This window comes from Aerococcus sp. HMSC23C02 (assembly GCF_001806805.1).
Taxonomy (GTDB): domain Bacteria; phylum Bacillota; class Bacilli; order Lactobacillales; family Aerococcaceae; genus Aerococcus; species Aerococcus sanguinicola.
The window spans coordinates 78,429-93,042 of sequence record NZ_KV786062.1 but is presented as its reverse complement, the minus strand read 5'-3'; the positions used below and the strand labels follow the sequence as shown (position 1 = coordinate 93,042).

General features: G+C 46.9%; 11 protein-coding genes and 1 tRNA gene. 4 read left to right on the top strand and 8 right to left on the bottom strand.

The window, feature by feature from the left end:
- Positions 1-380 precede the first annotated feature (380 nt).
- From HMPREF3090_RS09410 to HMPREF3090_RS09395, 4 genes are all read right to left on the bottom strand, one after another.
- Positions 381-465: transfer RNA gene (locus HMPREF3090_RS09410), tRNA-Leu, on the bottom strand.
- 66 nt (positions 466-531) lie between these two features.
- A complete protein-coding gene (locus HMPREF3090_RS09405) occupies positions 532-1,332 on the bottom strand; it encodes a zinc ribbon domain-containing protein (RefSeq protein ID WP_067971574.1) in 801 nt (266 codons plus the stop codon).
- 163 nt (positions 1,333-1,495) lie between these two features.
- Positions 1,496-1,984 (bottom strand): SprT family protein, encoded by a 489-nt coding sequence (locus HMPREF3090_RS09400; protein ID WP_070486547.1) that lies wholly within the window; start codon positions 1,982-1,984, stop codon positions 1,496-1,498.
- Positions 1,974-4,121, bottom strand: a complete 2,148-nt coding sequence (locus tag HMPREF3090_RS09395) for a Tex family protein (protein WP_070486545.1) — start codon at positions 4,119-4,121, stop codon at positions 1,974-1,976. The genes HMPREF3090_RS09400 and HMPREF3090_RS09395 overlap by 11 nt, the downstream gene beginning before the upstream one ends.
- A gap of 376 nt (positions 4,122-4,497) precedes the next feature.
- On the opposite strand from HMPREF3090_RS09395, the gene HMPREF3090_RS09390 reads away from it, so the two are divergent.
- Positions 4,498-7,167 carry a cation-translocating P-type ATPase gene (locus HMPREF3090_RS09390; RefSeq protein WP_067976465.1) on the top strand — a complete coding sequence of 890 codons (2,670 nt, stop codon included), beginning with the start codon at positions 4,498-4,500 and terminating at the stop codon, positions 7,165-7,167.
- Between the two features lie 88 nt (positions 7,168-7,255).
- Here the strand turns inward: HMPREF3090_RS09390 and HMPREF3090_RS09385 are convergent, their stop codons facing one another.
- Positions 7,256-7,942, bottom strand: coding sequence for a hypothetical protein (locus HMPREF3090_RS09385; protein ID WP_067971578.1), 687 nt, complete (start codon positions 7,940-7,942; stop codon positions 7,256-7,258).
- A gap of 247 nt (positions 7,943-8,189) precedes the next feature.
- Between HMPREF3090_RS09385 and HMPREF3090_RS09380 the strand changes: the two genes are divergently transcribed.
- Positions 8,190-9,386, top strand: a complete 1,197-nt coding sequence (locus tag HMPREF3090_RS09380) for an O-antigen ligase family protein (protein ID WP_067971581.1) — start codon at positions 8,190-8,192, stop codon at positions 9,384-9,386.
- A gap of 88 nt (positions 9,387-9,474) precedes the next feature.
- Here HMPREF3090_RS09380 and argS read toward each other — a convergent pair whose 3' ends face one another.
- Both argS and HMPREF3090_RS09370 read right to left on the bottom strand, forming a co-directional pair.
- On the bottom strand, positions 9,475-11,166 hold the full coding sequence (gene argS / locus HMPREF3090_RS09375; protein WP_070486543.1) for an arginine--tRNA ligase: 1,692 nt from the start codon (positions 11,164-11,166) through the stop codon (positions 9,475-9,477).
- An 88-nt stretch (positions 11,167-11,254) separates the two neighbouring features.
- The gene (locus HMPREF3090_RS09370; protein WP_067971586.1) at positions 11,255-13,153 is read right to left on the bottom strand and encodes a M13 family metallopeptidase; all 1,899 of its coding nucleotides are present in this window, start codon (positions 13,151-13,153) and stop codon (positions 11,255-11,257) included.
- Positions 13,154-13,392: 239 nt separating this feature from the next.
- Between HMPREF3090_RS09370 and HMPREF3090_RS09365 the strand changes: the two genes are divergently transcribed.
- Complete coding sequence (locus HMPREF3090_RS09365) at positions 13,393-13,680, top strand: hypothetical protein (protein ID WP_070486541.1); 288 nt, start codon at positions 13,393-13,395, stop codon at positions 13,678-13,680.
- A 41-nt stretch (positions 13,681-13,721) separates the two neighbouring features.
- Here HMPREF3090_RS09365 and HMPREF3090_RS09360 read toward each other — a convergent pair whose 3' ends face one another.
- Positions 13,722-13,922 carry a helix-turn-helix domain-containing protein gene (locus tag HMPREF3090_RS09360; RefSeq protein ID WP_067971590.1) on the bottom strand — a complete coding sequence of 67 codons (201 nt, stop codon included), beginning with the start codon at positions 13,920-13,922 and terminating at the stop codon, positions 13,722-13,724.
- A 180-nt stretch (positions 13,923-14,102) separates the two neighbouring features.
- Here HMPREF3090_RS09360 and HMPREF3090_RS09355 point away from each other — a divergent pair, with 180 nt between their 5' ends.
- Complete coding sequence (locus HMPREF3090_RS09355; RefSeq protein WP_067971593.1) at positions 14,103-14,402, top strand: helix-turn-helix transcriptional regulator; 300 nt, start codon at positions 14,103-14,105, stop codon at positions 14,400-14,402.
- Positions 14,403-14,614: the final 212 nt, after the last annotated feature.

Sequence of the window (14,614 nt, the reverse complement as noted above, 5' to 3'; positions counted from 1 at the left end):
TTCCCTAAAACTCTACTCAAAACTTTCCTCAAAGTAAACAATAGCAGCCACAAAATGGCTAAGATCAGATTCGTTGTTAACATCATCACCAGGCCCTGACAGCCTGCCCCTCCTTTCATGATAGGTCATAAGTTCATTCTATCATGAAGCGGAGACTTTTGCCTGCCTGATTGTAAAAAAAGGACCTTCTTCGTGGCAAGCATTTTTAGACAAGCGCAAACGATTTCGGGTGCAAAATACGTGCAAAAATATTTTTAAATCTTTGCACTTCTCCTGCAAGCTCAAACTTTTAACAAAAAGAAAAAGGCTAGAAAGCATTGCTTCTACAATACTTTCTAGCCTTTTCGCACATTCAGTAAGCTTCTTGAGCTTTTTATGAATGCGGGTAACAGGACTTGAACCTGCACGGGAGTTACTCCCACTACCCCCTCAAGGTAGCGCGTCTGCCTATTCCGCCATACCCGCGTTGCTTAACACAAGATATATCTTACCGCATATCGGTTAAGCTGTCAACCATTTTTCCTAATTTTTTTAGAAAATAATGTTCACTAAGAAAATATTGAGCAAGACAAAGCAAGCAATAGCGATTAATGCTGCATAGTAGCGGTTGATCCAGGACACTCGCGACTCATAGAGGTAATAGAGGAGCGGGATCGAAATCAGGAAGACGATGAACTCCAAGAGCATTAAGAAGAGAACCAGGATGGAGAAGAGCAAGGGTGCAATCAAACTACAGAGCATGGCTAAAATAGCGAGGACCACAGTCAGGCTGTTCATCCCCATAAAGCGCGTCAACCATTCCAAGTTGCTCTGGTCCAGCTTAAAAATCAAGCGCATGGTGGCCTGGCTGATCGCGGCGATTAGCCAGAACATGACAAAGAAATAGACCAAGGCCTGGATAAAGAACAGCCAAGGATTAAAGTAGTAATCAATGTTGGGTAAGATCGAGATGCTGGATAGCCAGGCATAATTAGAGAAAGCAAAATTTGCCATGGCTGTTAAAGTCACCGTATTGGTCAGGGTGAGGATCACCAGCATAGCCACCCCATAGTAGGAATTGATATAACTAGGATTTTGGATATTCTTGATTGGATTCTTCAAAAAGGCCAAGAAACAACGGAAGAAGTCTTTGGCATAGGCGGTCCACTTTTCCTGGTCAGCCCGTTTTTTCCGGCTCATTTTTTTGGTCTTCTTATCTGTTTCTTCTTCAGTCTGACTGCCCGCTTCTTGCAAGTAAAAATCTTGCTCAGACTGGATAACCTGTCCACACTTAGGACAAACCAGGTCATCTTCTGCAAGTTGGCAATCACAATTTTGACATCTTTTAATCACAGCAGACTCCTTTCTATTAATGTAAGGGTGTGAGAGGATGCGGGAAAAAGGGACCTCTGGAGTAAAAGGCCAGAGAAGGCTGAAGGCCTTCGACGGACTTTTATGAAGAGGAGCCCTTTTTGCATCCTCGAACCCAACTAAGAGTGCGAGCAAAGGCGACCCCTTAACTCCCACCAAGGTCATCTTCAGGCCCCTCGACTTGTACTAAGACCCCCAAGCAATGGCCGCACATGGCGCGAGGGTTGATGCGGCGCTCGCGCTCATAAAGCTCATGGCAGCCTTGACAGCGGTAGTAATAGAGCTTCCGCTCGGAGGGATCAAGCAAGTCGGGCACATAGTCGATCCCCCCAACTGCTTCTAAAAGCTCCTTGAATTGCGAGTTGCCATGCCGGTAGCCGGAGCCTTGTCGGTAAAGGTGGTAGTGGCAAAGCTCATGGCGGATTACTTTAACGAGCAGGTCTTGGTCGTAGCGGTCAAGAATTCTAGGATTAAAATCCAATTTGCAGGACGGGGAATGGAAGCGCCCGCCGGTTGTCCGCAAGCGCCGATTCCATACCGCCTGGTGGCAAAAAGGTCGCCCGAAGTCTTCAAGAGACACCTTCTCCACTAGAGCCTGTAAGGCAGCATCTGAATAAGTCTTTTTAGTCTTCAATCATCGTCAGCCCAATTCGCCCTGTTTGGGTATCCACCGATTCCACCCACACATTAACAATTTCACCCACGGCCACGACATCACTCGGGTGTTTAACAAATTTCTTGCTGAGCTTGGAGATATGGACCAGGCCATCCTGCTTGACACCAACGTCGACAAAGGCCCCAAAATCGACCACATTGCGGACGGTTCCTTGTAAGGCCATGCCTTCTTTGAGGTCGCTCAGTTTCAAGACATCCGAGCGCAAGATCGGCGCATCCAAGTCATCCCGCGGGTCGCGTCCGGGTGCCAGGAGGGACTCTTGGATGTCCTTGAGGCTCTCTTCCCCGATCTGGTAAGCAGCTGCAAGACTTGGAATATTCCAGTCTTTAATCTGCTGACGGACGGCATCTTCATGGATGTCGGCCAGGTCAATACCCTGGTCAGCTAGAATTTTATTAGTGAGTTTATAACTTTCCGGGTGGATAGCCGTCGCATCGAGGACTTCTTCCCCGTTGAGGATACGCAAGAAGCCGGCACATTGTTCGAAGGCTTTAGGCCCTAAGCGGGAAACATCCTTGAGTTCTTGACGGTTCTTAAAGAGTCCATTGTCATTGCGGTAGGCTACAATATTCTTGGCCACCGACTTGTTGACACCTGACACATGGACCAGCAAGGAAGGACTGGCCGTATTCAAGTTCACCCCTACCCGGTTCACCACGGTTTCGACGGTAAAGTCAAGAGAGTCGGAGAGTTCTTTCTGGGAAACATCATGTTGATATTGGCCGACGCCAATGGATTTTGGATCAATCTTCACCAATTCTGCCAGCGGGTCTTGGAGGCGGCGGGCAATGCTGACGGCTGACCGTTCCTCGACATTAAAGTCTGGAAACTCTGCCCGGGCCACTTTGCTAGCGGAATAGACCGAGGCCCCACTCTCATTAACAATCATGTATTTGAGATTTGGAAACCGGTTTTGGATTTGGTCGGCCACGAATTGCTCCGATTCTCGGCTCGCGGTCCCATTCCCAATGGCCACCATTTCTACCCCATATTTTTCAACTAGTTGGCCGAAAATCTTAGCGGCTTCTTCGACTTTATTGACGGGGTGGGTTGGATAGATAATTGCCTTGTCGAGAAACTTCCCTGTTTCATCCACGACCGCTAACTTACAGCCGGTCCGGAAGGCAGGATCTAAGCCTAAAACAACCCGGCCCTTGAGCGGCGCCTGCATGAGCAAGTGGTAGAGGTTGTCAGAGAAGCTTTCAATGGCATGGGCTTCGGCCTCCTCGGTCAATTCGGAGCGGATTTCCCTTTCCACTGCCGGCAGGAGGAAGCGCTGCATGGCGTCCTGGATCGCTGCCTGGAGTTCCTTCAAGCTGACAGGGTGACCATCGATCACCTGGTTAACTAAGTACTCTAAGACTGGAAATTCATCAAATTCAAAGTTCAAGCGCAGGATTTTTTCTTTCTCGCCGCGGTTCAAGGCCAGGACTTGATAGGGTTTGAGCTTGCCGAGAGCTTGAGAGAAGTCATAGTAGACCTTGTAGACCTGCTTATTATCTTCCGCTCCCTTGGCCTTCTCACTCACTAGGCGCCCTTCTTCTTTGACATAGCGGCGCAGCCATTGCCGGTAGCGAGCCGTTTCGCTGATCCATTCACAGAGGATTTCATGGGCTCCAGCTAGGGCATCTTCTAGGCTAGGGGCTTCTTCAGTGACATACTTGGCCGCTTCCTCTTTGGGGTCCCCCGTTTTAGGACTGGCATAGAGCCATTCAGCCAAGCCTTCCAAGCCCTGGTCCTTAGCAATGGTCGCCTTGGTCCGACGCTTGGGTTTGTAGGGTTCATAGAGGTCTTCTAATTCTTGGAGCTTATACGCCTTCAGGATTTCTTTTTTCAGCTTGGGTTTTAGCTTACCTGCGGCTTCAATGGTGTCGAGGATCGTTTCCCGGCGTTTCTCCAGATTTTCAATATAATCATAAGATTTTTGGATCTTACGAATTTCCACTTCATCGAAGGATCCCGTCTGTTCCTTCCGGTAGCGGGCGATAAAAGGAACCGTATTGCCCTCCTCCAACAAGCTGAGGACACTTTGGATTTGTTTCTTCGAATAAGTCGGCATCTCTTGATGCACTAACTTCAAATAATCTTCATTCATGAATATTTGACACCTAACTTCCTTTAAAAATTCCCTTATAAGTTCTTATTATAGCATTCTTCTCCTACTTGCACACCTTAAAATAATTAGCAAGAATACGAGTTAAAAATTGCATTTTCGTCTTTTATCCTCTATACTAACTATACATATTAGTGTACAAATCATAAGGGAGTAACCTGCAGCATGTCTGCGGTAATATCAACAGGCGCAGTCAATTGTATTGCTGGTATTACCTTAATTTGGTGAGACTTATGCTACTGGGGGACGACAGTAGTATGAGTCTTTTTTTACACTATTATATAATAAACTGCTCAGTTGAGCGAAGAAGGAGTGTTTATAATTGGACCAACAAGAGTCAGGGAAGAAGTATTTCACCATGGATGTTCCCGCCGTTGAAAATGAATTCCAAACGTCAACGACAGGCTTGACCGATGCCCAAGCCAAAGAACGTCTGGACCAATACGGCCCCAACGAAATCCAAGAAGGTGAAAGTAAGTCTACTTTCCAAAAGTTTATTGATCAGTTCAAGGACCTCATGATCATTATCCTGCTTATTGCAGCCGTGCTTTCCGTTGTCCTGGAAGGCTATGAGGGGATGGTCGACGCGATCATTATTCTTGCCGTTGTTATTATTAATGCCATTCTTGGGGTTATCCAAGAGAACAAGGCTGAAGACGCTATTAATTCATTGAAGGAAATGTCTTCGCCCCAAGCCAATGTCCGCCGTGACGGTGAAATTCGCGCCATTGATTCGCGCGAAATTGTGCCTGGCGACGTTGTTTTACTAGAAGCAGGGAATGTCGTGCCAGCCGATATGCGCTTGATCGAAAGCAATTCCTTGCAGATTGAAGAAGCGGCCCTTACCGGGGAATCTGTACCTGTTACTAAGAACTTAGAATTGGTGGACGACACAGCAGCTATCGGGGACCGTAAAAATATGGCCTTCTCCTCCACTAACGTCACTTATGGTCGCGGCGCCGGGATCGTTACTGGAACCGGTATGAACACAGAAGTCGGCCATATCGCGACCATGCTAGATAATGCCGAAACTAAGAAGACGCCACTCCAGGAAGACCAAGATAAATTATCTAAATTCCTTACCGTGGCAATCATTGTTATCGCTGTTATTATCTTTGTGGTTGGTTTAGTCCAAGGCCGCTACTGGGTGGACATGCTCCTAACTGCGATTTCAATCGCCGTTGCTGCCCTTCCTGAAGGTCTGCCAGCCATCTCAACCATTATCCTCGCCCTGGGGACACAAAAGATGGCCGACCGCAATGCCCTAGTTCGTAAATTACCAGCCGTTGAAACCCTGGGTGGGACTGAAGTTATTTGTTCCGACAAGACCGGTACCCTCACCCAAAATAAGATGACCATTGAAAAGGTCTACTACAATGGCCAAATCCATGATGCTAGTGAAGATATTGACTTCGAAGAACCTGTCTTCAAGATCATGAACATGGCGAACGACACCACGGTTTCAGCTGACAAGAGCCTAGCTGGGGACCCAACCGAGACAGCCATGGTTCAATTCGGGATCGACAAGGGCTTCCAACTCGATGAAGCGCTCCAAGCCCAACCTCGGATTGGTGAAATCCCATTCGACTCTGAACGTAAGATGTCAACTACTGTTCATCCAAGCTCAGACAAGGCTCAAGGCCAATTCGTTGTCATGACCAAGGGTGCGCCTGACGTTATTATTGACAACTGTGACTACTACTATGAAAATGGTCAGATCCACGAAATGACCGAAGCCTACCGTGACAAGCTCTTAACTGCTAACCACGATATGGCTGTTGAAGCCCTGCGTGTCCTCGCTATGGCCTTCAAGTATATCGACCAAGAAGCCGACGAGTATACGAGTGAAGAACACGAACGTCATTTGGTATATGCTGGTATGGTCGGTGAAATCGACCCTGAACGTCCAGAAGCTAAGGACGCGATCGCTACCGCTAAGGCGGCTGGTATCCGGACCGTTATGATCACGGGTGACCACCAAACAACAGCTGCTGCCATTGCAGAACGTTTAGGTATCATTACTGAAGAACACGATGAATCTGCAGTAACCACTGGGGCCTACCTCGATACCATCGATGATAATCAATTAGAACAAGAAGTTGAACAATACTCTGTTTATGCTCGGGTTGCTCCTGAACATAAGGTAAGAATTGTTCGCGCTTGGCAATCTAAGACCCATAACAAGGTTGTTGCCATGACCGGTGACGGGGTCAACGATGCCCCATCCCTCAAACAAGCCGACATCGGGATTGGTATGGGGATCACTGGGACAGAAGTGTCTAAGGGTGCTTCCGACATGGTACTGGCTGACGACAACTTCGCCACCATTGTCCATGCGGTTGAAGAAGGACGTAAAGTCTTCGCTAACATCCAAAAGGCGGTTCAATACCTCTTATCAGCTAACCTGGGTGAAGTTATGACCCTCTTTATTGCAACCTTTGCTAACTGGACTATCCTGGAGCCGATCCACATTCTTTGGATTAACTTGGTAACCGACACCTTCCCAGCCATTGCACTTGGTCTGGAAGAAGCGGAACCTGACGTGATGGAACACAGACCGCGTGGCCGCCGAACCAACCTCCTATCAGGTGGGGTTCTGGAAGGGATCATCTACCAAGGGATCTACGAAGGTGGTATTACCCTCTTCGTTTACTGGTATGCTATCAACAAGATGCAAGTTGAACATGTCGATGCGGAAGCGATGGCCTTCCTAACCTTGGCCTTTATCCAGCTCGCCCACGCCTTCAACTGTAAGTCTGTTTACCGGTCACTCTTCTCAGGTAATCCATTTAACAACAAGGCCTTCAACTTGGCCATCCTGGTCTCTGCTGCCATGCTGATCATTACCGTCTTTGTGCCAGGCTTAAACGATGCCTTCGGTACCATCCACTTGGTTAATGATCCAAATGCCGGTCAAATGTGGACAGTTATCATTGTTGCTGCCCTGTCTATCATTCCTTACGTAGAGATTATCAAATTCTTCCTACGTCAATCCGGCTATGCAGCCAAGTCAGAAGATCATAAATAAGAAGCAAAGCCTTTGAATTGGCTTAAGCAAAAAACAGAGCCTCCTGTCCAAAAGACGGGAAGCTCTGTTTTTGTGTTGTAGAGATCAATTAAATAAAGAGATCCAAAATATCGGCCAGAGACTTTCCAAAGATGGTCTTCCCTTCCTCTGCTTCGGCCTGCTGAAGGGCCTCTTGGCGGTAGCCATTGCTATGGAAGTGGATGGTCTGGTCTTCATGAGTTCTCTCTTCTTCTTTCGCTGGCTGCTTATCTGCTGTCTCTGGCAATCTTTCTAAATAGGCATAGGAGAAACAATACTTAGCCGGAAGGACGGCTTGGGACTGACCATGGTTGTCATAGCAGCGAAATTCCAAGTCCCCCTGGTCATTATAGCGATAGGCGTAGGCCAGAAGCCAGTGGTTACCATAGGGAGACCCTAGGAGACCTGCTGTTCCCACAATAAAGGGTCCATAACCTGCAGCCATTAAGTCAGGGACTTTAACTTCTGAAAAGAGGCCGACCTTGACCCGGTAGCCCTGGGGTCCCAAGAGACTGTCTAAGCCCGAATAAATATTCCAAATAAAGGTGCCCTTGTGTAAGTGCTTGTCATCGACTAACTCTTGGCTGGCCCCGAGTAAGCGGCCAGGATCCAAGGCCCGTCCCGTATCAGCCAGGACACGGTCATGGACTAAGGCAGCAGTGACATAGGACCCACAGATTCCAGGCTCCTCGCGGTTAATCCAACTTCTATATTTTGCAAAGCGGTCTGCTGGCAGACCCTGCCATTGTTCAACCATTCATTTCCCTCCATATTGCGAATATCATATCCCTATTCTACCATTCTTACTTGCCTTTGTCAGAAGATGAGGATTGGAGGCTGGAACAAAATCTCCAGCCTCTTTTTAACCAACAAAACTTTTTCAAAAGTCAGGCCTGAATGACTTTTGTCACACTCGCTTGATTTTAGAAATTCTTTGTACTTCTCTAGCTATAACGTGGTATCATAATAACTAATGATAAGTTATAAAGGAGGAGGTGATTCGCATGAAGACCCTCTCAAGCGATCGTTTACCCTGGGACCTGCAAGCCCTGCTCTTAATGATCTTATTAATCAGCAACTTCTTCCCCTTCTATATTACGGTCACCGTGATGACGGTCATCTTTATTATTTTAGGGGTCTGCGGGCTTTTCCGCCCCAGCTTTACGGATAATAGTGGGGTGATGGCAGCCTTTTGGATATTTATCGCTTACAATATTAGCATTTCCCTCGTCTATCAAAACTGGTTGGGTGTCCTCATATCTTTTGGCTTCGCTATCTACTTAATCTTTTTCAAGTATTATTTTGATGCCATCAAGCCTTATTTTGTGGAAGACTTGATCAATATCAGCCTTATCGCTAGTTTTATTCTTTTTATTTTTGCCCTGCTCGAGCACTTTCAGTTCATCCAGGAATGGGACTATACCTTTATTTCCGAGGCTATGGGCAAGCAGCATGCAGACCGGGTCGAAGCGACTTTTTTTAATCCGAATTACTATGCTATGATGCTTGAATTCTTCATCATTATTGGCCTCTACAAGTTGACGCGGACCAAGAAATTGCGAAAGAAATTAGCCTTCGCCTTCATTACCCTCTGTAATCTGTCCGCTATCTTCTTTACTGGAGCTAGGACTAGCTTTATGGTCGTTATCGGATCAATCGTCGTCTTCTACTATGTTTACGGCTACCACAAACAGGCCCTGGTCAGCTTAGGGCTGATGGGGCTAGGCGTTCTCGGTCTAATGGTGACCGACCTCTTCCCCCGCATGGACTCCCTATCTTGGGCCTTGGGGGACCGGATCCATATCTGGCAGACAGCCTTGCGAGCGCTCCGCCACAACTATCTCTTTGGTCAGGGACCCTTGACCTACTTGCAGGTCTGGAACGAATATCCGGGGGGAAAATCAACCATCCATTCCCACAGCATCTACCTGGACCCCCTCCTCAGCTATGGGATTGTCGGCTGCAGCATCCTCTTTCTCCCCTTCTACCGCTTTGCTAGCTTGATTAATACCATGAGAAAGTATCCTGCTCTTCGCTTGCGCTTGGCCCTGATCTGTTCTTTTATTTCCATTGTCCTCCTCCACGGTCTCCTGGACCTGACGATCTTTTGGATCCAGACCAGCTTCCTCTTCCTTATCATTGTCCTACCGATTAAGAATATGATTCAAGAAGCCGAAGCCGGACTCTATCCCGAAAAATAAAAAAAGAAGCCTTGACCCTTTCAGTCCAACTGATTGGTCAAGGCTTCTTTTAATATGATCATTGATTGCTCAAGTTATTAGCCCTGTCCTACATTTCATGCGGTGCAGCGACACCGAGCAGGTTCAAGGCGGCTTCTAAAACAACCGTCGTTGCTTTAACGAGGGCTAAACGTGACTCTAAGCCTTCATCCTCTTCAAGGATACGGTTGTGGGCATAGTAGCGGTTAAAGTTCTGAGCGAGGTTGATCGCATACTTAGCAATCACGCTTGGCTCATAGTGACGGTAGGCCTTTTCAATGGTTTCTGGGAAGTCATTTAAGGCCTTGATAATGGTATAGGCTTCTGGGTCTTCCAAGCTATAGTCAGCCGCCAGGTCAAGCTCGCGACCTGACTTGCGCAAGATGGAATGCGCCCGAGCATTGGCGTATTGGACATAAGGCCCGGTCTCCCCTTCAAACTGGACAATTTCACTGAGTTTGAAGTCAAAGTTATTCATCCGGTCATTCTTCAGGTCGTGGAAGATGACAGCACCGACCCCAACTTGGTGGGCAACCTGGTCTTTATTGGCTAAGTCTGGATTCTTTTCTTCAATTTGTGCTTCCGCTAGGCGGATGGCTTCATTGAGGACCTCCTCGAGAAGGACAACTTTACCTTTACGGGTGGAGAGCTTCTTCCCATCCTTGGTCACCAGACCGAACGGAATATGGTGGATGTCATCGTACCAGTCGTAACCCATTTCTTTGAGGACCGCCTTCAATTGCTTGAAGTGGATGCTTTGCTCATTACCCACCACATAGAGGGACTGAGCAAAGTCATAGTGATCCTTGCGGTAGAGGGCAGCGGCCAGGTCGCGGGTCATATAGAGGGTCGCTCCATCTGACTTTTTGACTAAGGCAGGGATCAGGTCATACTTGTCTAAGTCAACAATCGTCGCCCCATTATCGACCTTGAGCAGGTCCTTTTCTTCCAAGAGGTCGATGACCCGGTCCATCTTGTCATTGTAGAAGGCTTCGCCCTTGTCGGAATCGAATTCAATGCCTAACATGGCATAGATGCGGTTGAATTCTTTGAGGGACTCGCTTCTAAACCAACGCCAGAGGGCTAATTCTTCTTCCGAACCTTCTTCCAAGGCCTTGAAAGCTTGGCGGCCCTTGTCGTTTAAGCTCTCATCTTTCTCGGCTTCTTCGTGGAACTTCACGTAGAGGCGTAAAAGTTCTTGGATTGGATTCGCCCGGACTTCTTCTTCTGTTCCCCATAAGCGATAGGCAACGATTAATTTCCCGAACTGCGTCCCCCAGTCGCCCAGGTGGTTGATCCGAATGGGGTTAAAGCCGACCTTGGCCAAAATATTCCCAATCGCATTCCCAATCACCGTAGAACGCAGGTGGCCCATGGACATGGGTTTTGCAATATTCGGGCTAGACATATCGATGGTGACATTGCCGCCGTGGCCTAAGTCCTGTTGGCCGTAATCTGACCCCTGGCTGAGAATTTCTTTTAAGACTTGCTTAGACACTTGGTCCGGCTTGAGGAAGAAATTCAAGTAAGGACCCACTGCTTCAACCTTGTCTAAAGCAGGATCATTTATCTCAGCTGCGAGTTCTTGAGCAATGGCTTGGGGTGCCTTGCGCAAGGCCTTGGCTAAGAGGAAGCAGGGAAAGGCAATATCGCCGTGGTCACTATGCTTAGGAGTTTCGAGGGCAGCTTCGATCTGATCCACATCCAAGTGGTCAGAAACTGACTCATAAATCACTTCGGCAACATGATGTTTTAAATCCATAACACAACTCCTTGTCTTTTTGGGTGCGGATTTGAGCACCTCTTTCATCTTAACTATTTTAGCATAGAATCTTCTATACTTATAGCACCTACCAAACCACCACACGATTTTCTTTAGCTAGGTACATGGGATCGCCCTCCTGGATGCCAAAGCAAGTATGGAAAGCGTCGATATTCTTGACTTGGACATTAGCTCTCAGTGGACTTGGGGCATGGACGTCCATATTGAGCAGCAATTGCTTGTATTGGTCCCGAGCTTTTTGGCACCAGATCCTTGCCCAATTAATGAAGAAGGCTTCTAAGTCATAATCTTTCTCGTGCTGGCAGGCCTCAAGAGCCGCTTGGAGACCGCCGGCATCGGCAATATTTTCAGAAACCGTCATCCGCCCATTCACTTGTCCTCCAGCAAAAGGCAAGCCGTCGAATTGGTCGACCATTTCTTCCGCTTTAGCAGAAAAGACCTCATAATCTTGCTCTTGCCACCAATTGGTCATATTCCCTTTTTCATCGAATTGGGCCCCATTGTTGTCGAAGGCGTGGGATATTTCATGGGCAATCACGGCTCCAATCCCCCCATAGTTCTGGCTCCGGCTCTGGTCAATGGCATAGAAGGGCGCCTGTAAGATAGCCGCAGGGAAGCAGATATGGTTGAAACTTGGATTGTAGTAGGCATTGACCGTCGCTGGTGACATCCCCCACTCGGTCCGGTCAACCTCTTGGCCATAACGTCCCAATCGGTCAGCAATCTTTATCCGGCTGAAGACTTGGAGGTTGCCGTAGAAGCTGAGCTCAGGGTCTACCTTGAATTTGCTGTAGATGTCAGGATAAGTATCCGGATAGCCGACCAAGATATCGATGGCGTCGAGCTTGACAATGGCCTTGTCAATGGTTTCAGGGCTCAACCAATCGTTAGCTTCTAAGCGTTTCTTGTAAACTTCAATCATTTCCACAACCATTTGGCGGACATCTTCACGGGCTTGGGAACCAAAATGCTTCTTCCCGTAATAGAGCCCGATGACTTGGTCAAACATGGCTGTACTTGCATAGAAGGCTTGTTTCTCCTTGGATAGGGTCTCAGGATTACCGGACAGGGCCAGGCTGTACTGGCTGCCGATCTGGCGCATTTCTTCACTGAGGCAATTCGACGCCGCATTGACCACTTGGACGAGCAGCCAAGCTTTCATTTGGTCGAAGGAATCGGCATTAACAAGCTCATCAAAATGCTCAAAGAAGACTGGCTGGGTCACAATCACCTGGTCCGGCACTTGACCTAAGAGGGCTTCAAAGTAAGCTTTAAAATCAAAGCTAGCCGAATAAGCTTGCACCTGGTCCATCGTTCGTGGGTTATAGAGCTTAGGATAGTCCGCTAATTCCTCATTGCTCTTCATATACTGGGCCAAGGAGCGGTCAAAGGCCAAGGCACGAGCGGTGACTTGGTCCGCTTGACCGATCCCACAATAGCTCAATAATTCCTCGGACTGCTTGGCATAGACAGCTAGTAAGCTTTGGCCCGCTTCGTTTCCTTCTTCATAATAGGTCGTGTCTGGCAAGACCAAGCCAGGAGTATCCAGGTAGAGGGTATAGTGGTCGGTATCCTTCATATCCGCTTCCACACTGATCGCAAAGGGCAGGTCATTATTCTTAAGGGTCCAGTCTTTTGCAAAGGTCTGTAAGTCAGCCAAGTTCTCCAAGGCTTTGACTTGGTCAATTTCTTCTTCTAAGGGCTGACTCCCTTGAGCTTCGCGCCCCTCGAAATCGAGGGCCTTATTGTAATAGGCCACGAATTCTTCCAATTCTGGCTGGTCCAAGGCTATCTTGCCCTCGCGCATGGCTTGGCTTTCTTCTAATAAGAGGTCTTCCATCCGGTCTCTTAAACTGGTAAAACCGCCTGTAGCTGGCTTATCAGCAGGAATCTCCGCTTGGGCTAGCCAGTCTCCATTAACTGCTAGGTAAAGGTCATCTTTAATCGAATCGTAATCGATAGTCATTATCGCTCTCCCTCTCCATATAGTCTGTACCCTCTATTTTAACATACGGACTCGGCCCCTGACCTTTTAAAGTTTACTAAAAAGCAGTTTTACTCACTTTTGCTAGCTAGTAACTAGTGCCTATGATAAAAATATTATCCACTTCAACCTGTGAATTTATTTACAAATACTTGTAAACGCATACATTTATAGGTACAATTAATAAAGGAAAGTCACTGTAGAGCTAGGAGGAAATTTACATGTCCAAAGAACTGATCACTTTCTTAGAATACGAGTACCGGGTCCAGCCCGGCCAATATTTCCAATTTGATTATTCCTTTACTGAGGATTATTTAATTCGCAATGTCATTATTGACCAGGATGATGTCTTCACTAAATTGTTAACCATCTATCCGATTAACGAGACCCGCGATTTCGTTATGTACATGGAGCAGAACCAAGAAGGCTCACTCTACCGAACCAATTATCCCCTCAAATTAAAGGAAAATTCAGACGTCTATGAAGCCATCCTGCCCAATTTTAATTAAGCAAAAAGCAGCAAAGTCTCCCACTAAACTTTGCTGCTTTTTTATTTGATTTCTAATTGGTCCGGATGAATATTTAAAACCTCTGCTATTTTTAATACATTAGCATAAGAGGCATGGTAGAGATTATTGGGGTCTTTCTCATAATTGGCAATGGTCCTGGTCGTAATATGCACAGCCTGAGCCAATTGTTCCTGGGTCATTCCCCTGCTCTTGCGCCAATCTCCTAAATATTTTCTTTTCATAGCAAGCCTCCTCATATGAATTATATAGTTAGGGTATATGTAAGTCAAATTTATATGCCTAAAATTCTAAAATATCGAATTATAATTCTAATAAGTAGAAACGAAATAAATTTCATGAATTTAGTTTCATTATTCATATGAACGTGCTATGATTAATATAAATACTAAGGAGGGTTGCCTGTGTTAGCAGAAAATTTAAAATTTTTGCGCGAAAAAAATAATTACTACCAAAAGGATATCGCCAAAAAGCTCAACCGTAAAACAAATTCAACAATTTCGGACTGGGAAAATGGTAAGTATACCCCATCCCTGGTCGAAGAATTAGCCGCCATATACCATGTCGGCATTGACGAGCTCTTGAAAGAAGATTTACGAGAAAAATACCAGAGTCCTAGCGACCAACTCATAGAAATTTATGAATCCCTAGATACCGATAAACAAGCTCAGCTGCTTCACTATGCCCAAGACTTAAAGGAATAAAAAAGAGAATCTACCCACTAGCAACTAGTGACGTGTAGATTCTCTTTTATTGTGTTCAATTTTATTAGGGGCGCAATAAGACTTCCAGGATGGCCTGCTAACTTGCTCTAATCATCCAAGCCTAACCGACAAGTCTCACACCCTATAGTCGGGTTCGGTCGCGCAGCTTCCTTGTCAGTTCACAAGTCTCCGCCGCAGTCTTGCAGACTGCT